A 22,611-nucleotide genomic window follows, 5' to 3' on the forward strand; every position below is an offset into this window, starting at 1 on the left:
CTGTATCTGGCGTCGGTACTTTCCCCCTCGTGGGTCTTCCACTTGCGGCTTTTCCCTTAACATCCAGATCCAGGTTCCCAAGTTCCTAATCGAAGCCTGTACCAGGGTCACGCCACCTGTATGCCGGCCACCGTCTGGACAGTAAGCAGGTTTCCTCCAGACTTATCCCGGGATCGTTCCACCCCCCGGTTTAGATGACACTAGTAGTTCTTACGACACGTTCACGGTGGTTCACTTGTATTCGTCTCCTCTGGTACTCACCTGACGGGATCACTGTCCCGCCTTTTCCCGTAACGTTCACTACCATGGCTCTTTACCACAGCAGCTTACGGTGGTTTGAAGCCTCCACCTGCATGGCGGCTTCAAGGGGCCCTCCCTCATCTTCGATTAAGCATGGCTTGAAGTTTCCTTCTTCGCCTTCTTGGCACACTGGAACGAGGAACAATCTCCCCAGTATCCAGATCCTAAAGTAAACTGAATGTCACTTGAGTAGTAGTTTTTTCCTTATGAATATAATAAGGTCCCCGTCAGGGAGAAGCTATCAGCCGGTTACGGGACCGGTGTAACCGAGATAACTTGAGATTTGCATTGCAGTTTGTCTTATTCTCAGGCCGTATCTTTCGTACTCTTGAAGCTTCCTCAATTTGCTGAGGGCAAGATTTACCGAAGCGATTGCCTTTCCCTGAGAATCAAAGACAGGGGCGGCAAAGCACACTTCGCCAGGTGTGAATTCTTCATCAAGGACAACGTATCCTCTTAGCCTGGCATTCTTAGCTTCTTGCAAAAGCTTCTCGGGATCCGTAAGAGTTGAGGGAGTGAACTTTCTGAGTTCTTCATTAGACAGATAGTTCATTATTTCCTCGTCTCTCATCTGTGAAAGAAGCGCCCGCCCAAGCGAAGTACAATAGAGAGGGATTTCATAGCCGATTATGCTGTTTATGAAGACTTTGTCCGATGCAAGTGCCCTGTCAACTATCAAAGCTTTGTAGTTGTTGAGGATTGCAAGATGCGTGTTTCCCTGATATTCATGCGCCAGATCCTGCAATGGACCCCTTGCCACTTCGATCAAGTTCAGGCTGGAAATAACAAGATTTCCCTTCACAACAAGACTTATGCCCAGGGAATACTTGCCATTCTCTTTCCTGGTGATGTACTCGAATCTAGAAAGAGTTGCCAGCAGCGGGTATATGCTGCTAAGGTTAAGCCCAAGCATTTTGGCAATCTCTGTTGCGCTCAACTCCCTATTCTCTCTCGAGAAACACTCTAGAATGCTTAGTGCTTTTTCCAGCGACTTATTCTGATAGTCTTTCAATATCCCTTTGCCCCTTTTTAAATCAGGTATAAAGACATTCTATTCGATATTTGCCAGCTTTTCAAATAGGTCGTTAAGTCTTTCCTTTGTCTCGAGAAAGACACTATAGTACTTCTGGTACTTGGTGTGGTTTTTTTCGTTAGGGTATGATACATCGACGATCTCAATTATCTTCTTCGTGTCGTCAAAGCTGTCAATCATGCCAACACCTATGGCGGCAGCGATGGATGCCCCGAGCGAGCCTGCCTCACGAATTACTGCCGGGCAAAGCACTTCCCTTCCCGTGATGTCTGCGATCACCTGTCTCCAAAGCTTTGACTTTGCACATCCGCCGATTACAGTTAACTGTCTTGAGCTGTAACCAAGTTTTTCAAAACTATCCATGATCTCCTTTATTCCAAATACCATGCCCTCCAGTGCGGAGCGATAGATGTCTCCGACGGTATTGCCAAGGTTCAGTCCGAAAAGGACGCCTCGAGCGTCTGGATTCGTTTTTCCCGCCCAAATCCCTCTCATGTATGGGAGAAATATCAGCCTGTTTGCTCCAACACCGCTCTTATTCGCTTCGGCATTCATCATTTCAAAGTAGTCGGTTTCTTCCGTTGAATCATCGTCTAGTTCTTTGTACCTGTATATGGTGTCTCTTAGCCACTGATAACAGATTCCCGCGCCGGTCATCTGGTACTGAAGGGCATAACCACCGGGCACGATATGGCAGTAATTCACAAGTTTTGATTCGTAATCAAGAACCGGTTGTTTCGAGAAGAAGCCCATCCAGGCCGCAGATCCAAGGCAGACATAAGACACGCCTTCCGTAACGGCGCCGGCCCCAGCAGCGGCACATGCCACATCTCCTCCGCCCATCACTACTGGAGTGCCCTTATACAGACCTGATTGCGAGGAGGCGATATCCGTGACTTCTCCAACAACACTCGTAGAATCGACAGGTTTCGGCATCATCTCGTTCGGGACTCCGGCCGCCTCGAGTATCTCTTCGGACCACTCTCTCTTTATTATATCTAGCGCGCCTGTATTACAGGCCTGAGAGAAATCCGTTCTGACATTTCCCGTCAAGCGATACACAAGATAATCGACCGTGTTGAGAATCTTCCATGTCCTGTTGAAGCCTTCTTGATTCTCTCTCCTGAAGGCCATCATCTTGAAGAGAGAATATTGCTCGGGAACCTGCCCCGCACCGGTCATGCAATAAAAATCCTCTTCAGAAATCGACTCCATGAATTCCGAGACTTCTTCTCTTGAACTAAGATCGGCGTAGATCGGCACTTCTTTCAGAATCAACTGCCCATTATCCGAGATAGGAACCATGCTTGGAGAATGTCCGCTGCAGGACACCACGGCTATTTCACTGGGATCTATAGCGCATTTTCTCAGGATACTCTGTGTTGTTGTGCAGAAAACCCTCCACCAATCCTCGGGCCTCTGAACTGCCTTCCCGTCTTTGGGATAATAAGTCTTGTAATCCATCACTTCACTGGCGATTAAGTTCAGCTTATCGTCAAAGACGCAAGCCTTATCCGCCGTTGTTCCAAGATCGTGTGTCAGCAAGTATCTCTTTTTCCCCACAGCTATCACTTCTTGGCCGGTTCGGCAGAGCTTTGTTTTAGCCCAGCAGCGTACGCAAGTATCTCTTCTTCAGAAGTTTCCTCGGGATTCAGTTCTCCGGCTATTCTACCTTTATGCATTACAAGAATCCTGTCGCTCACGCCGATTATCTCAGGAAGTTCCGAAGAGACCATGATTATTGAGATCCCTTCCTTCACAAGGTTCTTCATGAGTCGGTAGATTTCTGCCTTCGTCCCCACATCTATTCCCCTTGTAGGTTCGTCAAGAAGAAGCACCTCCGCCCCATTGAAAAGCCACTTTGCGAGGACAACCTTCTGCTGGTTACCCCCGCTCAAGAATTCCACAAGCTGGCCGATTCCCGGAGTGGAAATCCGGAGTTTTTCTACGAACTCCTGCGCCGCCCTTTTATCGGCTCTTTCACTCACAAAGCAGAGCTTGCAGATCTTTTTATGAGCGGCGAGCGAAATGTTGTTCTTGACACTCATGGGAAGCACCAACCCGGTCTTATGCCTGTCTTCGGTTACGAAACCGAATCCATTGCATATTGCCCTTCTCGGAGTTCGATTGTGCACTTCTCTCCCTTTAAGCCTGATCTTTCCGTTGTGAACATCCAGGCCGAATATTGCCTGACAGAGCTCTGTCCTGCCCGCTCCAATCAATCCTGCGATTCCCAGTATCTCGCCCTTTTTCAACTCGAAACTTACGTTGTGAAGCTTTGAAGTGGAAAGGCCCTGAACCTCGAGAACTACTTCTTCCTGACGGGAATTGGTTCTGGCCGGATACATATCTCCGATATCCCTTCCTACCATGAGCCTTACCAATCCATCGTTGTCGATCTTAGAGGGCAGAACCGTGTCCACGTTCTTTCCATCCTTTAGAACGGTTATCCTGTCGCTAATTTCGAAGATCTCTTCGAAGTGGTGGGAAATATAGATGATTCCTATATCCTTCTTTATTCTCTGCAGAATTTCGTGGAGTCTTTCGAGATCGTTTTTTGGAAGAACGGCGGACGGTTCATCCATTATCAGTATCTTCGGGTTTCTGTAAAGGGCTTTCGCAATCTCAACCTTCTGACCTTCGGCGACGCTGAGGTCGCAAACATTTCTGGAGACGTCTATATCTTCAAATCCGATCGTCTTAACGAATTCGTCTGCTTCCGAGAATATCTTCCGCCAGTTGATCATTCCTGCCTTCGACCCGCCGTATTCGCCGAACATAATGTTTTCGGCGACAGACATGTTCGGCTGAAGACTGTAATGCTGCTGAACACTGTATATTCCTGACTTGATTGCATCTTTGGGTGTGCTTATGTGAGTTTTCTTGCCCATTATTTCTATAGAACCGCTGTCTCTTCTGTGTATTCCGGCAAGAACCTTTATTAAAGTACTCTTTCCCGCTCCATTTTCCCCAACGAGAGTGTGGATTTCTCCAATCTCGAGGTCAAAATCGACATTGTCCAGTGCCTTGACACCGGGAAAAGTCTTCGTAATTCCTTTCATCTCAAGGTAGGGCAAATCAATTTCCCCCTTCGCTCTCGGCGCAATTATCGTTCACTTCCGCAACGACCGTTGCCGGACAGGCTTCATTATCCAGCAGCAATGGAATCGAGATCACTCGATTGAACTTCTTGCCTATTAGAGGCTCTAGCTTCATGTCTTCAATCGCGAATCTCTTTTCACGCGCTTTGAGATACGACTTGTGAACCGCCCAACCGGACTTTCTTCCCTCGGGAATATTCTCGATGCTGAAAATATCCATTCCAAGGCATCTTATTTTAGGGAAGTCGCTCAAGAGATACTCAAGGCTGTCTTCCGAGAATGAAGGCGAGTTCTCTATATATCTCCTTCTGTCATTTCTGTACTTGCTGAATCCTGTATAGAAGAGAAGGCAGTCTGCGTCCTCCAACTCATCCCTGAACGGCTCAAGGTCTTGAGCGGTTATCTTCTCCCCGTCGCCCTTTGGGCAGACAATAAAGACCGGTTTGTCCAGAATGAAATCCGAAGCGTTGAAGTCACTCATCAGAAGGCCGTCCTCATGAACATGAGATGGAGCGTCTATGTGCGTTCCATGATGGGCGAAAATCTCGATTATGCTTGTCTGATTGGACTTCCCCTTTCCGTCACCGAACTTCGACCGCCACTTAATACTGACTCCGGGAAGCGAAAGCACATCGTCTGCCTCTTTTGACTCCCTTAACCTGTATGAAATTTCTATATACATGATTCACCTCTTTGCCCTCAGTGAGTTGTCCATCCGCCATCTACGTAAATTGTAGAACCGGTGAGATAGGAAGCGTCTTTCGAAGAGAGAAAGACCACTGTCCCGGCTATCTCTTCCGGTGATGCAAGTCTCCCGAGTGGTATTTCATCGGTTATTTCTTTCAGGTGAGCGGGATCATCCATTGAACCGGCCGATATTTCCGTCCTAACTACCCCCGGCGCAATGGCATTCACATTTATCCCGTATGAAGCCAGCTCAACTGCCATAATCTTCGTCAGCATTATTATTCCGGCCTTCGATACTCCGTATGGAACGTGATGTCCATGGTAATAAACGACCTTTCCATCGATTGAAGTTATATTTATTATTCTTCCGCCCTTCGGCATGAGCCTCAACGCCTCCTTGCCGCAAAGGAACGGACCCTTCAAATTGACGGCCATCGTTCTGTCCCACATTTCCTCGGTGACTTCTTCAAATCTTCCCTTCAGAAGGATCCCAGCATTGTTGACCAATATGTCGAGCCTTCCGAACTCCCTATCTACAACTGAGAAGAGCTCCCTTACATCTTTGGATGATGAAACGTCCGCCTTCACAGCAATTGTCTTCCTCTTTATAGATAGCTCTCTTGCAACTGAAGAGGCCCGTTCAAGAGCCACATCGGCAATTACTACCTCCGCGCCTTCATCTACTAAGCGTTCGGCTATTGCCTTGCCTATACCCTGGGCCGCCCCGGTCACGAGAGCCACTTTTCCCTGCAATGAATTCATTCTATTGGACTTCACTGACTCTTCTTTGCTCATGAGACCGCTCCTTGCCTCTTTCGACTACTGCTGAAGACCGCAAGTAGTATGATCAAACCTCTAATTATTTGCTGCCAGTAGATCGAGATTCCGAGTAGGTTCATGATGTTTCCGATCAGTCCGAGTATTATTACCCCGACAACCGTGCCGCCGACCGATCCGATCCCGCCAATAAAGTTTCCTCCACCGACCATTACGGAGGCGATTGCAATCAGCTCCCAGCCCTGACCCATAACATTTGTTCCGAGCGTCAATCTGGAAGTCATGACCACACCGGCAACTCCACACAACAGCCCTGAGAGCGTGTAGGCCATCGTCTCGTTCAAAACAGTGCTTATTCCCGCTAATCTTACCGCTTCCTTGTTACCACCAATGCCACGTATAAACCTTCCCATTATTGTCTTTCCCAAGAACAAGGCAACGACAAGCGCTAGCGCCAGCCAGATCCAAGCCATAACTGGAATTCCAATAAAATACTCTCTTCCCATCTTCAGGAAGTCGGGGTTCTTGAAGAACACCTGTCTTCCCTTTGAGAGAAGCAGACCCATGCCCTGATAAATCGTCATCGTAGCCAGAGTCACAATGAAGGGAGTAATCTTCGCCACCGTAACGGCCAGCCCGTTTGCTAAGCCTGCCAACCCGCCCACTCCTATAGCAATGAGAGAGGCCAACGGCCAGGCCATACCTCCGCTAAGAAAACTTGCAACTACAATCCCCGAGAGAGAGGCGATAGCTCCGACCGACAGGTCGATACCTCCGGTAAGAATAACCAGAAGTTCTCCAAAAGCTACGATTCCGATCGCCGCATTCTGCTTCAGAAGATTGGTGAGGTTCTCCGGAGTGAAGAATTTGTTAGACATGAATGCAGATATCGCAACGAAAATAATCAACATAAGATACTTGTCGTATTTGGAGAGAAACTTGATCAGGAGATTCACTTTAGGCTGTTCATTCACCGAAAATTGTTTCGACATTAGCACCACCCGTATTTTTCAGATGAAGCAGGGCGAAGCGGTTTTGCAGAACTTCGCCCCGTAGCAAATCTGAGTAATTAAATCCTAGTCGATCAGAATCCGTAGCTCATGTATTCATCGACGTTATCGTAAGAAATTCCAACGACAGGGATATAGTAGCAATCCCTAACTGCAATTCCCTGAAGTGTTTCGTTAATCTGCTGCATACAAATTTCCGCAATCATCGTGGGGCTGTTCAAACCAGTTGCTAGAGCCGGACCGTTCTTTCCATTCTCTGCTGCCTTGATTTCCTCAAGCATTCTCAGTTCGCCATCGAATCCCACAATCAGTTTAACATCTGTTCTGCCGGAGTTTCTAATTGCTGTAAGTGCTCCGAGCGCCTGTGCATCGTGATGGGCGATAACGACGTCGATCTCGGGATTGGCCGCCAGAAGTTCTTCCATCTGAAGCATGCCTTCTGATTCGCCAACGTCAACAACGGCATATCTCTCGTCGATTATATCGTATCCCTTGATCTCTCCCTGGTCGGAAATTCCACCCATTATTCCGCCAAATCTCAGTGCGGGACAGCCGGTATCCGTAGCCGTGCTTCTGACATAAACCATCTTTGCTTCTCCGCCCATGAAATCGGCCACAAATCTGCCTATTGCTCTTGCGATCGCGAAGTTGTCTATACCGACGTAAACATAACCCTGACCGGGGCTCGTATTGTCTACGCAGAACAGAGGAACATTCTTCTGAGCACAAAGATCTGCGACGGATGGGACAATCTCGTCTCCGACTGGATTGAGAATAAGAATGTCGACTCCCTTTGCTATGAGGTCCTCGGCGAGCGCAAGCTGTTCGGCCGCACTTCTGTTAGAACTTACAACCTGTGTGAAGTTTGCGCCGTACTCTTTGGCCAGTTCGTCGAACCTGTCGCTCATTGCTGCGTGATAGGTAGTTCCAAGAGTAAGCTGAACAAATCCGATGTTCTTTCCCTTTAGCGCATTTGTAGCCAGGTTCAGGCTGTTAGAAAACGCTGCAGTAGATAGCAGGAGTACTACTACCAAACCGATAACCAGTAAGCTCTTTCTTTTCATGTTTAGTACCTCCTTTTTCCCACACCTTTCGGTGGATAGCTCATAAGTTCTCTAGGACTGTTGATCTAGAACAGTTTCAAGGCTTTCAATTCTCCGAGAACCTTCTGGAGCAATGTTTCGTTGATATCCTTATAAGGACTTCTCGAATACCCCGCGTCTATACCTCTCGCTCTGAGAATCGCATGCATAATAGGCACGGTCGGCCCGAGTTTCGTTATTTGCCTTACTTCCAGAATCAATCTCTGAAGGCGCTGAACTTCTTCTTTATTACCGGCCTTGTGGGCCTCGTAGATTTCCGCGAGAAGCTCGGGATAAATGTTTGCCATTCCGCAGACACAGCCTGTTGCGCCTGCATCGAAAGCACCTGCGAAGATTGCCTCGGTTCCGATAATCACGTTGAAATCGGAATACTCTGTGACTGCTTCCTGGAAAAAGTAAAAATTCACAAGGTCGAAAGAACTGTCTTTCAGACCCCTCAAGCCATATTCGGCGAGTCTCTTCAGTAGAGCGGGGGTAACTGTGTTCTGAGAAAGATGAGGATTGTTGTAAACATATACTGGAAACTCCTCCTCATTCACTGCATCGATTAACGCTGCGAAATGGCTAAAGAGATAGTCTTCGGGAAGGTGAGGAGAATAATAGGGACATATCGCTCCCACACCCTGCGCACCGGACTTCTTTGCATGCTTTGCCAGTTCTACGGTCGTAACTGTATCCGCTGTGCCTACGTGAGCCACTACCGGCACCTTGCCGTTTACTTCGTCCAGAATTATCTCTAGCGCTCTTTTCCTCTCTTCGATTGACATCAGTGGGCCGCATCCGTATGTACCGATTGGATAGTAACCGTTGACGTGGGGTAGAGTGAACTTGATTATTTCCCTGATTCCCTTCTCGTAAATCTTCCCGTCACTCTCGAAGGAAGAGAGTACTGGTGGAATAATTCCGGTGAATTCTACTGCTTTCATTTTTCCCTCCTAAATACACTCAATCTATTGCTCTAGATCTCGTATTCTTACTGCTCCGTTGTTGACCGGTCCGACTCTTCTTGCGTACTCATCTAGGAGTTTCGCTCTCCCCGTGGTCTTCTTCGGCACGAAAGTCGAGAGACGGCGAGCGATTTCCTCATCTGGCAAGAGAACATTTATCGTCCTGCTTGCGATATCGATCTCTATGATGTCTCCATCTTTGACGACTCCGATTGCTCCACCTTCAGCAGATTCCGGGCCGAGATAACCTACGGCCAGTCCACCTGTAGCTCCCGAAAACCTTCCTTCAGTAACAACTGCGACCTTTTCTCCTATGCTCTTCAGCGCTCCGGCAACCCTGTGGAGCTCTCTCATTCCCGGACCACCCTTTGGTCCCACATATCTTATAACGACGATGTCTCCCTCTTTGATCTTGCCCTTTTCAATTGCTTCTGTCGCTTCTTCCTCACCGTCGTAGACCATTGCCGGACCTGAAAATTTCATCATACCTGCGGGGATAGTGGATCTCTTTACGACAGCGTTGTTTCTGGCGATATTTCCCTTCAAGATAACTATTCCGCCTGTCTCGTTTACAGGATGTGCAACGCTTCTTATAACTTTCTCGTCTATGTAGGCTACCTCTTCGGCTATCTGCCTGACTGTCTTGCCCTCTACGTTCGTACAGTCTTCATTGAGCAAGCCACCAAGCTGTTTGAGTACCGCCGGCACACCTCCGGCATGTGCGAAGTCTGCCATCGAGTGTTCCCCGTTTGGATTCACTGTACACAGCTGGGGAGTCCTGTCGTTTATCTCACCAATGTAATCGAAGTCGATTTCTATACCGATCTCACTGGCTATTGCCGGAACGTGCAGTAGATGGTTCATCGAAGCGGCCAGTGCAGCCATTACCATCAGCGCGTTGTCGAAAGATGCTTTGGTAATAAAGTCGGAAGGCCTTAGGCCTCTCCTTACAACATCCATAATCATTTCGCCCGTTCTTATTGCGTAAGAGGATCTCTCATTTGTACACGAAGGGCAGGCAGCCGAACCGGGTAACGCAAGACCGAGCGCCTCTGCAACGCAATTCATGGACTGTGCAGTCCCGATATAAGGACAAATCCCAGGCTGCGGATACAGTTTCGCGTTGCCTTCAGCCAGCTCTCTTTCAGATATCTTCCCTGTCAAGAACTCGTTTCTAAGCTTCTTGGATTGCGCAAAGGAAATCGCCGGTGTGCAAGTTCCGCTGCAAATGTGAATTGACGGAAGATTCAACCTTAATGCGGCCATAAGCATGGCGGGGGTAATCTTGTCACAGGAAGATATGAAAACAAGACCGTCCAGAATATTTTGAGACAAGACCATCGCCTCTATAGAGTCGGAAATCACTTCTCTACTAGGGAGTATGAAATCCATCGCTTCGTAACCCTGAGCGAGCGCATCACATGGAGCAATGGTATCGAACTCGATCGGGAAGCCCCCCTTGGATCTCACACCGTCTTTCACCTTCTCGGCAATCTCCCTTTGAGGAATATGTCCGTGATTGAACTCATTCCAGGAATTGACAATTCCAATTATCGGTCTCTCAGTGTCCTCATAAGAAAAGCCACAGGCTATCAAATGACTCTTGATAAGTGCCCTGGTAAATCTCGGAAGACTCTCAAGTTTTTTTCCCATCTTTGTCTCCTTAGGTCAGCGATCAAGATCGCCATATTTGATATTATCAAAGTCTATTTGATAATATCATATGGACTTATCTATATTCGATTCCTTTCAGTTGCGATTACGGGCGTTCTGGCACGACTATTTCAATATGATGGAAGAATTCTTTTCCTACCGAAGATTATCTAACTGAATCGAATGTGTGCCAAGAAACAATGTTGACCTCCAGCAACATTACGTATTCACCCCCCAGGGGAATTGGACAAGCAATTAAGGAATAGTAGACTAGGAAGGGGTGAATATGGATGAAGCATCCGAGAGGTAAGCGTTATGATCCTGAGTTCAAACTCAGATTAGCTAAGGAGTTTGTGGAGACAGACAAGACACTTGAAGAGATTGCACAAGAGAACGGAATAAGCTCCAAGACATTGAACAATTGGACCGTGAAATACAGAAAGGAAGGAGAAGCTGCGTTCTTTAAAGTATCGCGATCTGGAAGTTTCATTGTGAACTCATCACGTGAAGGCTTTTCAGAACAGTTAATTGTCAAGGATTTCTCCCTGCTTCTCTAGAGCCAAACCTCTCCTTCTGTTTGTATAAATAACAGGTATTAAGCCAGTCCTCCAGGACAGAACTTGTCGGAATCATATGTACTTTCTGCAAGAATGCACTTGAATCGCTTAAAGTATCAGCTATCTTTGGCGCCATCTTCGAATCCTGTGTCGATCCAATCGATTACTGGTTTGTTGTGAAGATCAATAGATGTGTGCGCCTTTCATCTATACTGCCACCCTTTGCTCGGCTTCGTCAAGACGGTCAGTTCCCCAGACTATGTTTGATGAAATCTTCCATTTCCTGTATGAGTTCAGGCGTTTTGCAGGCCTTCTTCCAGTCATCCAAGACCCTTTCGAAAAACTCATCTGGAGCATCTTCGGCCCAGTCTTTGAACTGAGATGTTGATTCTTTGCTGAACTGGTTTATTCCTTTCAGGATGCCTGCGCAGTAATTCTTCGCCTCGTTGTCCAGTGAAAGATCGAGATATTTGTTCAGTTCATTTGTGAACGGTTCTAAAGTCTCTTCGAACATTTCCCACGCTCTCTCTGATGGTTCCACATAACCATACCTCGTACTGCCTGATTGCTCCCAAAGATCCTCAACTTCAATTCCTTCCAACGCACAGTACACTTGAGAAGCAACGTTTTCAACATCTATATCACGCAGGTGTTCCATTGCAATTTGTTCAATACGTTTTGCAATGCTCTGATCTTCCTTGGCCAAGGCTTTCAGTATAAGAAGAGCATCGTGCCCGCTAATATTGTCAAGAACTTTCTCTTTATTCGTTTCTGCTCGATATTGCTTCTTGCTCCTATCCACAATGGTTCCACCTCAACACCCGTGTAGTTATTCTCAGAGGATACAGCTTAACTTGATTATACCTCTCTGACAGTTAATTCAGATGATTGTGATCTCCACTGGGATTATGATGAGTACAGCGGATTCAACACAGAAAAAGGTAGATATGCTAATGTCTGATCGGACAGTTTTGAAAAGGAAATCAACGGACCATAGTGAGACCAGAATTGAGGAAGAAGGACGAGAAAGGATAAAGAAAAACCGAGGTTAGAGGTCAGTGGTCAGAGGTTGGAAGAGCAACGGAAGCTGGATTACCGTTGGACGGTTCTTCGTTCACCGAGGAGAAATTGTTCGTTCCAGAGAGAGGATCTGTTCTTCATGCTCTTTCGAAGGACGGGTTCATGGTTTTGGAAGGACCAAGGACGGCTCTTTGCAGCGCTCGGCGGGTTTTTGCTCTTAAGCGTACAGCGGTTCTTAGGATAGAGATGCTGAAACAAGTTCAGATACGTTGAGCACGGGGTGTCGATTACAGGGTATGGGGTCTCGTGAACAGAACCGGCAATCAATTCAGGGGCTCACTGCAACTGAAAAAAATTATCCGAGCAGCGGCTTAAAGAAGCCCCTCACAATGTCATCCCGAACTTGTTTCGGGATCTGGGTTTCGAGAAACCGTGGTTGGAGGTGACAGGTAGGGGGTTTGTAAGACCAAGAGAAACTGGTTGACCGGTTCTCCGTTCACCGAGGAGACCCCGTTGCTCGTTCAAGAGCGAGGACATCGTAAGCAATAGCATCGAGATTCCGACCAGGAGCTTTGTCGGAATGACGGCACTTGACGCTTTTTCCTCTGTCTTCAACGGTGAACGGCTCCTCGGTAGACCGTTGACGAACGACGTAGTTTTCAACAGAGTTGGGCGGCTCTGCTCGAAGGATGGGCCAGCGGTCAGGGAGGACCAGGGAGACCTCAACAACAAGAGTTTATGTCCTGGTATCCTGATCCCTAGGTTGATTGAATGCAGAAAATGGAGTCACGAGGGCAAGAGACAATATGATGAGTGAGGTTTTTGTATTATTGGTTCACAGGCTAAATATTGGGCCACAAGGTTGCATGGCACTGATGCTTTTCGATATGGAGAGTGAAAACATAAGTATATAGTCCGCCGCAAGCTTCTGAACACATCGCTGTCAGTCTCTTGTCAATGCCCACAGCATCCCGCTCTGAAATTGGTAACCTGAAACTGCTCTTGAGAGAACCGGCGAGACTGCTCACATTTCTCATATCGAGAAATTATGGAATTCTGCCAAATTTTCCCGTACAGTGAGGAAAAACCGTACATTCGTCTCTATAAATGAATAAACAGGAAAAATGCCTGCAAATTGCCGGCGTTTGTGTTTGTTGTTAAAAACTAACTGTCTATATAATGTAATCGATTACATTGAAATCGATTACATCTTTTGCAGGAGTTGCTTATATGAACATTAACATTTCCAAAATAGCGAAGATGGCAAGAGTATCTACGGCGACTGTTTCCCGGGTAATAAACAATCCAGAGAAGGTATCAGCTAAAACCCGCGAGAGAGTTGAAAGTGTAATAAGCAAGCTAGGCTACGTGCCAAATCAGCAGGCGCGAAGCCTTAGAAGCCAGCAGACGAAGATGATTGCGATTATTGTTCCGCACAGCGCCGATTATCTCTTCACATATCCGTATTTTTCGATTTTCTTGAGGGAGACCTCGCTCGAATTGAGTCGTCTCGGTTACCATCTTATTCTGACAACCGACGAACCACATAACTCCGTGATAGATACTTACCGTGTATTCACAGACAAAAGACTGGTGGATGGATTTGTGGTACTTGACTTGAAAAACGAAGACGAAAGAGTGGACTTTCTCAAATTGCGGAACATTCCTTTTGTGGCAGTCGGTAGAAACGAAAAAGATAAAGACATCTCATTTGTAGATACCGATAATGAAGGAGGTGCGTATCTTGCAGGGAAGCACCTCGCCCGAAAAGGTTGCTCGCATGTTCTCTTTATAAACGGCCCAGCCGATCAAAGCGTTTCTCTATGGAGGGAACGCGGCTTTCAAAAAGCGGCGCAGGAAATGAATTTCACCTTTCTCGGCCGCAATGGAGACTTCGTTGAAAAGAGCGGCTTCGAAATAACGAAAAAACACCTTGGCCAGTTCGACGGCATCTTTGCGGCTTCAGACCTAATGGCGATTGGCGCGTTGAAAGCCTTGAGGGAAGAGGGGGTTTCTCTGCCAGTCGTGGGATTTGACGATATTCCCATTTCATCAGACGTTTCGCCCTCTCTGACAACGATCCACCAGCCAATAGACGAGGTCGGAAGAAGGGCCGCTATCAATCTTATCAGACTCATATCCGAAGACCACACGGAAACGACGATTCTTCCGGTCGAGCTAATTGTCAGAGAATCCTCAGAGGTGAAAAGATGAAGGTTTTCAAGAACGGAAACCTCATGGTAGTTACCGATGACAGAGGGATCATCGACTGCGAGTATGAAAAGGCGGCCGGACTTTATCTGGAGGATACCCGTTTCATATCCAGAATGATATTAAAGTCCTCGCACAAGCTCAGAAGACTACACACAGATTTTTCCTGGGACAGGATTGAAACCCATTATCTGGGGCGATCAAAACCGGGAATTCCACATTACGATATCGCAGTCTCCGAATGTCTCCGGGCTGAAGGAAATGCTCTTCAAGCAGAGTTGACGGTGAGGAGTTATTCTCTGGAAGAAGTTCGGATCTCTTTCGAATATGATATCATTTGCGTCTTCGAAGACATTTTCTCAGTGAGGAAAAAGAATGACTCATACAATGAGCTCGAAAGCTCGAGAACTCTTTCCTCTTCTCCACCGAGGAGTTTTCAATATGAGACCGACCTCGAAAGGGATACCGTTGAGAACTCTCTGACTTCACTCTCTCTGGAAGTTAGGCCAGGTCAGATTGAGAGAGTATCCGGGAAATTGAGGCTCGGCAAATATGTGAAAAAGGACGTTGTTTTCAAGAAGATGTTGTCCGAAAGACCGGTGAAGGATATTGCGCCTATTAAAAAGACTTCGCTGCTGGATGAAAGGGAACTGGGAGATCTGAAAATGCTCATGATTCCCACAGTCTACGGTGATTTTCCAGGCGCAGGCCTACCCTGGTTCGCCACGGTTTTTGGGAGGGATAGCCTTATCTTTGGCCTCCAGACCGTGGATCTTCTTCCTGAAATAACGAGAAATATCCTTACGGTGCATACTCATCTTCAAAGTAAAGAAGAAGACAGCCAGACCGAAGCACAACCCGGAAAGATCGTTCACGAAACCCGTCTGAATGAACTATCGCTAGCCGGAAGGCTACCTTTTGAAAGATACTACGGATCGATCGATGCGACGCTCTTGTTCATTATGCTCTCACACAGGTACTACTCGCAGACTAATGACTGGAACTTTATAAGATCTATAAAAAACAGCATCATGGCAGCTGCCAAATGGATCGATACTTACGCTGATCTAGATAACGACGGATACATCGAATTCGCACCTTCAGGCACCGGTCTGTCTATTCAGAGCTGGAAAGATTCCGCCGACTCCGTGAGCTTCTCCGACGGTAGGCTGGCAGAGCCTCCACTGGCGCCAGTAGAGGTCCAGGGATATCTGTATGATGCCTTCAATTGTCTCGAAAAACTCATGACTCTCTTTGAGGACGGAGAAAGCGCAGCTGTGTATGCACTGAAGGCAGCCGCCCTGAAAGAAAATTTCAACCGGGACTTCTGGCTAGAGAGCGAAGACTACTTCGCTACGGCGCTGGATAAAAACAAGAAACCGGTCGATTCAATAACATCAAATCCCGGGCACTGCCTAATGACGGGCATAGTGAACGAAGATAGAGCCAAGGCGTTGGTTAACCGTCTCTTTTCCGAAGAACTATACACCGGATGGGGGATAAGAACGCTCTCCAGCAAAATGAAGCGTTACAATCCATTCTCCTACCACAACGGAAGTGTCTGGCCGCACGACAACTCGCTGATTATGCTTGGCCTGATAAAATATGGTTTTTGCGAAAAGGCCAGACAGCTCGCACGGGATCTGTTGAAAGTGAAGGACAAACATCATGACAATCGCCTCCCCGAGCTCTTTAGCGGTCTGTCAGTATCTGAAACATCTGGAAAGTTGATTGAATATCCAACAAGTTGCTCACCTCAGCTGTGGTCTATAGGAACTGTTCTAGTAATATCCAAGGCGCTGGACGCCTGAAAAGGAGGGTTTAGTATGAAAAGATTTCTGTTGGTAAGTCTTGTTTTGTTAGCTGGACTCATGGTATTAGGGGTCACGAACATCAGAATCAGCGGCTGGCCTGGAAACCCTGTTGAAGAGGCCGTCATAATGAAGAACGTCGAGGAATTCAACAACATGCAAACGGATATCGTGGTCGAATGGCAGCCTATACCGGGGGACTTCAGGCAAATGCTTATCACCCAGTATTCTGCTGGCACCGCTCCTGATCTCTTCTATGTTGAAGCCTTCTGGTTCGAAGAACTGGCCAAGCAGAATATGCTCCTTCCACTAGATCTATACATCAAAAGAGACGATAGTTTCGACATCGACTGGTTCTACCCCAATCTCATCGAAGCCTTCAAGTACGAAGATAGGATCTACGGGATCCCGAAGGACTTTTCGACCCTTGCGCTTGTTTTCAACAAGAAAATATTCGACCAGTACGATGTCTCCTACCCTACAGACGAAGACACCTGGTTCGACATGCTTGATAAGGCGCTTCAACTGAAGAGAAAAGGCTTTGAAACCCCTCTGGTTCTTGCGGCCGATCTCAATAGGATACTACCTTTTGTTTATGGAACAGGCGGAGACATCGTTGACGAGGATCTAAACGTAGCTCTGGGTAAACCAGATGCCAAATTCGGCCTCAATTTCTATCTCGATCTGGTCAACAAGTACAAAGTCGCTCAGGAACCGGCAAACCTGGGTGCTGGTTGGATTGGAGAAGCTTATGGAAAGGAAAGGGTGGCTATGGCGATGACCGGCCCCTGGACCATCGGATTCCTCGCCGGCGATTACCCGGAAGTTCTGAAGAACACCGGTATAGTCGAGATGCCGCATCTTATTGAGAAGTCAACGATGGTTTATACGGTCTCCTGGAGCATAAACCGAACTACTCCAAACAAGGATGCAGCCTGGGAAGTCTTGAAATTCCTTGTTACGAAGGGACAAGAGCGGTTTGTCAGCGAAGCGGGAGTACTGGCCTCCAACATACAGAACGCTGAAAAGGATACCGATCCAACGAAACAGGCATTCTACAGAGGCGCGGAGTATGGCACTCCCTGGAAGGTCAAGACACCCAGCGGAGTTTTTTCCAGAGCACACGACCAGCTCAATTCGTTGTTAAAGGATCTCTTCTATCAGAAAATCAGCCTCTCCGAAGCCTTAACCTTTGTCGAAGAGAATTATTCGGGCTGGGTAGCCGAATAACCTGTCTCTTGCCGGGCGGATTGCGATCCGCCCGGATCTCTTTAGAGGGGTGAGGATATGAAGCTGAATTTCAAAACGAGAGAAGCCATGGTTGGTTATCTCTTCGCAGCGCCTATAATAATCACCATCTTGATCTTCACGATCTATCCTGTTTTCGCAGGCTTGTACTACAGCTTCACCAACTACCAGCCCACGGAAGCCCAAAAATTCAACATGACCTTCGTCCCTGAAGAATCCGTTTCATTTCATCTGGGCGTTTTCCCCGATGAAGAAGGACTTGTCAAGAATGAGCTTCTCTCTCTTTTTGACCCGGTAACTTTCTTGACGCTGGATATGGGGGTAAAACTGAACGCAGAGCAAAAGGAAGCCGTAAGTAGCTTTCTAGATACGGACAAAATAGTAGAAGACTTTCTGGCAGGCCGGCTCAACAGTTCGGTATCTGTCAAAGACTTCATGAAGGAATACATGTCCTCAAAGAGTGAACTCTTCACGAGATACGTGCCGGAATTTGTAGGATTAAAGAATTTCAGAGAGATGTTCAAGGATCAGTATTTCTGGATCTCGTTAAAGAACGCCTTTGTCTATTCCATCGTAGTCGTACCCATCCAGACGTTACTGGCAATCCTCCTGGCCGTAGCCGCCAACATGAAAATCATGGGACAGAGATTCTTCAAGACGGTTTTCTTCCTCCCTTCAATTTCTTCTTCCGCGGCTATCTCGATGATCTTCTGGCTTATATACTCCAAGCCCGGCGTTTTGAACAGGTTCCTTTCAACGTTCGGGTTTCAGGCTGTTGACTGGCTCAATGAACCGAATACGGCTCTCGGAGCAATTATGGTGATGAACATATGGACCACAGCCGGTTACTTCATGATAACCTTTCTGGCCGCGCTGCAGAGTATTCCATCATCCATTTACGAGGCCTCCCAGCTCGATGGGGCGAAATTCTGGAAGACCTTCTGGAAGATCACTGTGCCCCTTCTCAGACCTCAGATGCTCTTCGTATCGATAATGGGAATAATAGGTTGTCTGCAGGTTTTTGACCAGATATACTTCCTAATCAAAAACATGCGAAATATAACGATTTCCTATTACATATACAAGAACGCTTTTGAATATCACAGGATGGGCTATGCTTCTGCGATCGCGATGGTCCTCTTTCTGATAATTTTCGCGATCACTGCCCTTCAGCGCAAACTGATAAAGGAAGAGTCGTATTTTTAAGGGGGCGATTACATGAAGAAAAAACTAAAGATTGGTATGATTATCGCCTACGTCGTGTTGATTCTCTATGCGGTCGTTTCGCTCTTTCCCTTCCTCTGGTCGGCCATAGTATCTCTCACTCCTATGAGATACACCGAAAACGGTGTGACAACGGGTACGGATATAATGAAGTGGCCTCCCGAGATAAATTTGTTTAAGTGGCCTCCGGAGTTTTTCGGAGCCCCCGCTACCGGCGAGAATTACGTACAAGTCTTCAAGATCACGCCCTACGCCAGATGGATACTTAACACGATCATCTATGCCGCGCTGGTAACAATTGGCCACCTTATCTTCGATGCCCTTGGAGGTTACGCCTTCGCTAGGTTGCGTTTTCCGCTGAGGGATCTGTGGTTCGCACTCTTTCTAGCCACACTCATGATCCCCGGTCACGTCACGCTGATACCCAATTACAACCTCATGGTGAGGTTCGGATTCGTGAACACTTATTACGGCCTCTTTCTCCCCAAGCTAACCGGTGTCTTTGGGATCTTTCTGATGAGGCAGTTCTTCATGGGTATTCCCAGGGAGATGGAAGAGGCCGCAAGAATCGATGGCGCCTCGATAATCAAGACTTACTTCAAAGTCGTGTTGCCAATCTCAAAACCGGCCATTTCAGCATTGGCCATATACATCTTTGTCGGCACCTGGAACGACTTTCTCTGGCCGCTGCTCATGACCTCGAGAAAGGAGATGTTTACCCTAACTGTGGGCCTTGATTTCTACCGGACAAGTTACTATACGTACTGGCAGTATATGATGGCAGCTTCCATAATGATGACGATTCCAATGATAATCATTTTCCTGATCTTCCAGAGGCAGTTCATAGATACAGGCGTTTCATCCGGGGTGAAAGGCTGATGGATAATTTTGACTACTACGTGGCAGGCAGGAGGGCATATTTTTTTGGAGGTATCGACGGAAACGCAGAAAACATTGGCTGGCATTTGAAGGGAAAGATGGGCGGGTTTTGGCTAGATAACTACAGGCTATTCTCTTCGTATTCTCTCTCGCTCAATGGAAAGAGGGTTTCGCCGACAGGCTTTCAGAACAAAGTCTCGGAACGAATTGTCAACTATCCCGGGGCCGACCTCCGGATTCTTGCCCACCCTGAACGGCCATTTATATCCATCAGAATTGAGAGTCGTGCCAAGATCGAGTTCTGCCTCAGACAGGAGATGGATCTAGTGTGGCTCGAAGACAGACCTTCTGGAAACATCTCGGTGAAAGTGGAGAATCGAGGCCGGGACACGATCGTCTGGCGCGAATTAGAGGGCATGAGTTCTTTCGTCAAAGTGAACGGAAAGGCCACATCGGAAGGCGACTGGCTGAAACTCGGCAGAAGGGGCACTCTTGAAGCGGTTATTGCTCTGGGCAGACCCGGGAAAGAGGGTTACGAACAATACCTCCTTGACCGGGAGGAACACAACCGTCGATATCTTCCACCATTCCAGGACACTATACCATTCTGGGCAAGGGCTGGAGCTCTTGAACTCTTCTTCGAAAGAGACGTGGGATGCGGATTTGTCGCTGGGCTGGGAGAGTTTCCCTGGTGGTTCGGGATCGATGGAGTCTATACCTGCCTCGGACTTCTCGAAACGCCCATGCTGGAACTTGTGGGAAAGACGATAGACAATCTCGCGAAATTCGGCAACGGCCTGGCCCCTCACGAAGTTACTACGGCGGGCAGGATATACGCTTACGGAAGAATGAACGAGATAATCGCTTTTGCCTATCTAGCCCTGAAGTATGCGGTAAAGACTTCCAAAAAAGAGTACTTAGAACTTGTGGACAACGCGTTTTCACACGTTTCCGGTCACCTTTCGCGAAAGCTGTATCCTCAGGGTGAAGGCATCGTAGAAGTACCCATCAGTGGCGAATTTGCTCTGTTGGATTCCGCCTGCTGGCTATACTCTATGCTGAAAGAGCTACGCGACTCGAACATGATGAAAGATCTCAAAAACTCTCAGTTCGCGGCTTGGCTTCTTGAAAAATACGATCGTGAGTTTCTAAAAGACTGGTACGGCAAAGATGGCCTTTTTTACGACGCCCTCACCGAAAAAAGCGGGAATTTCGAGGGTCACTTTATACAAATTTATCCACTGTCCATGGGTCTCATCCGGAGAGAAATCGGGGAGAGATTGCTGGCAAAAATGGAGAAGATAGGCAACTTCAAGGAGCCGGGGCTGATACACTCGCTCCCTCTAAAAACCTTCGAAGCAGGCGATTATGGAGAGGGTGACAAAAACGATATTGTCTGGTCACTTCCCACTCTCCTTGCCATAGAAGCGGGAATCAGATACGGAAGGCCGGACCTTTCTGAAAAGTTCATCTTGTCTCTTCAGAACTCTCTAAAAAGCGAAATGTACGGGGCGTTACCGGAAATACTTCCCGCTGGCGGTTGTACGATCCAGGCCTGGAATGCCTACGCGATACCTTTGATCGAGCAGTTATCGAACACATGAACTCCCCCTCCCCTGCTTGCTGATAGAAACTCCAGAAAGGGCCGGTATTCACGCCTGGTTTTTATTCGAGAACACTGTCAAGGCACAAGACTGACAGCCATGATCGATGTGCCGACAGAGTCGAATCATTCGCTGAATTGGTAGCCAAGTCCCTGAAAAGTTTAATCACAGCCAGCCGGAGTGTGAGTATGCCGGAAGCAAGAAAACACTTGGTGGCTGGGATGCGCCGTATATCCAGTCACTCCTGAGATCGATAAAGAAGCAGAGAAAATCTTGCGTTTGATTGTTCCGAGAGTTCATATGTTGCTCTGGGGCAAAAACCTTCTGGACGACCCGCTTCTCAAAACATATTGAAAGCCACCGAAGACCACTTGTCGGGAAAGATAACGCTGCCGAGTAGAAAAAGTGAATCCTCCGGTGCCACGCGGCTGCATGAGAAGCTGAAAACAATCTTGTTGCCCAAACCGATGAAAGAACGATTGGTCAGAGCCCATCGACCCTGTACTCGGTGAGTCATTCTTTCGAGCGGGCTCTTATAGATAGTCAGCGGCTGCGTACGATACGCTTGGAACGGTCCCGCCCGTAAACAAACGGAACGGCTTGTTGAAAAGAATGTGAACGTGTCCTTGACGAGCTACGTAAAGTGTCGACCAAAAACTAACCAAACCCTTTGAAGATCAATTGAAAGACCTGAATGACAAGGATACTACGTTGCAGAAGTCCTCGCCTGATCGGGAAGACAAACCCCGAACAACCTGGACGCTTAGCAACGAAGAACCATTCTTCCCGAAGGACGGGTTCTTGCTCTTGGAAGGACCAAGGTCGGGCTTCCTGAGGATGATGGTATGTGACGTTTTCGTAATCGCCTAACATTGTCATCCCGACTTGATACGGGAACCGAGGTTAGAGGTTAGTGGCCAGAGGTTGGAAGAGCAAGAAAGTAGTCACCATTCACCGAGGAGAGCCATGAAGCAATACTATCGAGATTCCGACCAGGAGCTTTGTAGGAATGACGGAATCTAGCCTTTTCGGAGTAACCGTTAGCTGTCATCCCGAACTTGTTTCGGGATCTGGGTTTGATCTTATCCAAGGACGGGTTCTTGCAATAAGGATTTCGACCCTAACGAACCGATACATGAAAACCATTTTCACAAGCGAGGATTTCATTTGGATCCTTTGAAAAACATTTTCCGCATAAAACGGCAAAAACAAATTCATCTTTGTCACTCTTTTGCGAGAGAAGAACACTTACACGAACTTCACTGAAGATAATTCAGATAATGCATGCGGAAGGCTACACGGTTTACCTTGAAATAGCGTTAATTATTTGTGAATGTAGAAAGCATTATGCACAGTTCGATGATAATTCCAGATTTCTGAGAAATATCGACCTGAGATCGCTTTAATATGTAAATGTTTTCAGGAATATTATGTTGTCGGAGCCCA

At 47.4% G+C, this 22,611-nt stretch carries 18 protein-coding genes; 8 read left to right on the plus strand and 10 right to left on the minus strand.

The features are described 5' to 3' along the window. Positions 1 to 541: 541 nt before the first annotated feature. The 9 genes from Y696_RS13755 to Y696_RS13795 form a co-directional block, all read right to left on the minus strand. Positions 542 to 1,312 (minus strand): IclR family transcriptional regulator, encoded by a 771-nt coding sequence (locus tag Y696_RS13755; protein ID WP_121510798.1) that lies wholly within the window; start codon positions 1,310 to 1,312, stop codon positions 542 to 544. Between the two features lie 39 nt (positions 1,313 to 1,351). Beyond that, positions 1,352 to 2,896, minus strand: coding sequence for an FGGY-family carbohydrate kinase (locus tag Y696_RS13760; RefSeq protein WP_183084242.1), 1,545 nt, complete (start codon positions 2,894 to 2,896; stop codon positions 1,352 to 1,354). A gap of 5 nt (positions 2,897 to 2,901) precedes the next feature. Then, a complete protein-coding gene (locus Y696_RS13765; protein ID WP_121510800.1) occupies positions 2,902 to 4,410 on the minus strand; it encodes a sugar ABC transporter ATP-binding protein in 1,509 nt (502 codons plus the stop codon). Position 4,411: 1 nt separating this feature from the next. Continuing rightward, entirely contained in the window at positions 4,412 to 5,116 is a 705-nt protein-coding gene (locus Y696_RS13770; protein ID WP_121510801.1) for a cyclase family protein, read from the minus strand. Positions 5,117 to 5,133: 17 nt separating this feature from the next. Further along, on the minus strand, positions 5,134 to 5,916 hold the full coding sequence (locus tag Y696_RS13775) for an SDR family NAD(P)-dependent oxidoreductase (protein ID WP_121510802.1): 783 nt from the start codon (positions 5,914 to 5,916) through the stop codon (positions 5,134 to 5,136). Next, positions 5,913 to 6,890 (minus strand): ABC transporter permease, encoded by a 978-nt coding sequence (locus Y696_RS13780; protein ID WP_121510803.1) that lies wholly within the window; start codon positions 6,888 to 6,890, stop codon positions 5,913 to 5,915. The genes Y696_RS13775 and Y696_RS13780 overlap by 4 nt, the downstream gene beginning before the upstream one ends. A gap of 92 nt (positions 6,891 to 6,982) precedes the next feature. After that, positions 6,983 to 7,972, minus strand: a complete 990-nt coding sequence (locus Y696_RS13785; RefSeq protein WP_121510804.1) for a sugar ABC transporter substrate-binding protein — start codon at positions 7,970 to 7,972, stop codon at positions 6,983 to 6,985. A gap of 65 nt (positions 7,973 to 8,037) precedes the next feature. Further along, a complete protein-coding gene (locus Y696_RS13790) occupies positions 8,038 to 8,937 on the minus strand; it encodes a dihydrodipicolinate synthase family protein (protein WP_121510805.1) in 900 nt (299 codons plus the stop codon). A 24-nt stretch (positions 8,938 to 8,961) separates the two neighbouring features. After that, entirely contained in the window at positions 8,962 to 10,611 is a 1,650-nt protein-coding gene (locus Y696_RS13795; RefSeq protein WP_121510806.1) for a dihydroxy-acid dehydratase, read from the minus strand. 290 nt (positions 10,612 to 10,901) lie between these two features. On the opposite strand from Y696_RS13795, the gene Y696_RS13800 reads away from it, so the two are divergent. Beyond that, entirely contained in the window at positions 10,902 to 11,168 is a 267-nt protein-coding gene (locus Y696_RS13800) for a transposase (protein WP_121510807.1), read from the plus strand. A gap of 244 nt (positions 11,169 to 11,412) precedes the next feature. Here Y696_RS13800 and Y696_RS13805 read toward each other — a convergent pair whose 3' ends face one another. After that, complete coding sequence (locus Y696_RS13805) at positions 11,413 to 11,970, minus strand: hypothetical protein (RefSeq protein WP_121510808.1); 558 nt, start codon at positions 11,968 to 11,970, stop codon at positions 11,413 to 11,415. Between the two features lie 798 nt (positions 11,971 to 12,768). Between Y696_RS13805 and Y696_RS13815 the strand changes: the two genes are divergently transcribed. The 7 genes from Y696_RS13815 (at position 12,769) to Y696_RS13845 (ending at position 21,165) form a co-directional block, all read left to right on the plus strand. Continuing rightward, positions 12,769 to 13,005 (plus strand): hypothetical protein, encoded by a 237-nt coding sequence (locus Y696_RS13815; RefSeq protein WP_121510810.1) that lies wholly within the window; start codon positions 12,769 to 12,771, stop codon positions 13,003 to 13,005. A gap of 413 nt (positions 13,006 to 13,418) precedes the next feature. Next, positions 13,419 to 14,402 carry a LacI family DNA-binding transcriptional regulator gene (locus Y696_RS13820; protein ID WP_014731208.1) on the plus strand — a complete coding sequence of 328 codons (984 nt, stop codon included), beginning with the start codon at positions 13,419 to 13,421 and terminating at the stop codon, positions 14,400 to 14,402. Continuing rightward, on the plus strand, positions 14,399 to 16,210 hold the full coding sequence (locus Y696_RS13825) for an amylo-alpha-1,6-glucosidase (protein ID WP_121510811.1): 1,812 nt from the start codon (positions 14,399 to 14,401) through the stop codon (positions 16,208 to 16,210). Before Y696_RS13820 ends, Y696_RS13825 begins: the two co-directional genes overlap by 4 nt. Positions 16,211 to 16,225: 15 nt before the next feature. After that, positions 16,226 to 17,440: an extracellular solute-binding protein gene (locus Y696_RS13830; RefSeq protein ID WP_121510812.1), complete on the plus strand. Its 1,215-nt coding sequence runs from the start codon at positions 16,226 to 16,228 to the stop codon at positions 17,438 to 17,440. A 57-nt stretch (positions 17,441 to 17,497) separates the two neighbouring features. Beyond that, positions 17,498 to 18,664: a carbohydrate ABC transporter permease gene (locus Y696_RS13835; protein ID WP_014731205.1), complete on the plus strand. Its 1,167-nt coding sequence runs from the start codon at positions 17,498 to 17,500 to the stop codon at positions 18,662 to 18,664. Between the two features lie 12 nt (positions 18,665 to 18,676). Beyond that, positions 18,677 to 19,561, plus strand: a complete 885-nt coding sequence (locus Y696_RS13840) for a carbohydrate ABC transporter permease (protein ID WP_121510813.1) — start codon at positions 18,677 to 18,679, stop codon at positions 19,559 to 19,561. Further along, entirely contained in the window at positions 19,561 to 21,165 is a 1,605-nt protein-coding gene (locus Y696_RS13845; RefSeq protein WP_259459970.1) for a glycogen debranching protein, read from the plus strand. The genes Y696_RS13840 and Y696_RS13845 overlap by 1 nt, the downstream gene beginning before the upstream one ends. The last annotated feature ends 1,446 nt before the right edge of the window (positions 21,166 to 22,611 follow it).

It is taken from the genome of Mesotoga sp. H07pep.5.4 (genome assembly GCF_003664935.1).
GTDB classification, from domain to species: Bacteria; Thermotogota; Thermotogae; order Petrotogales; family Kosmotogaceae; genus Mesotoga; species Mesotoga prima.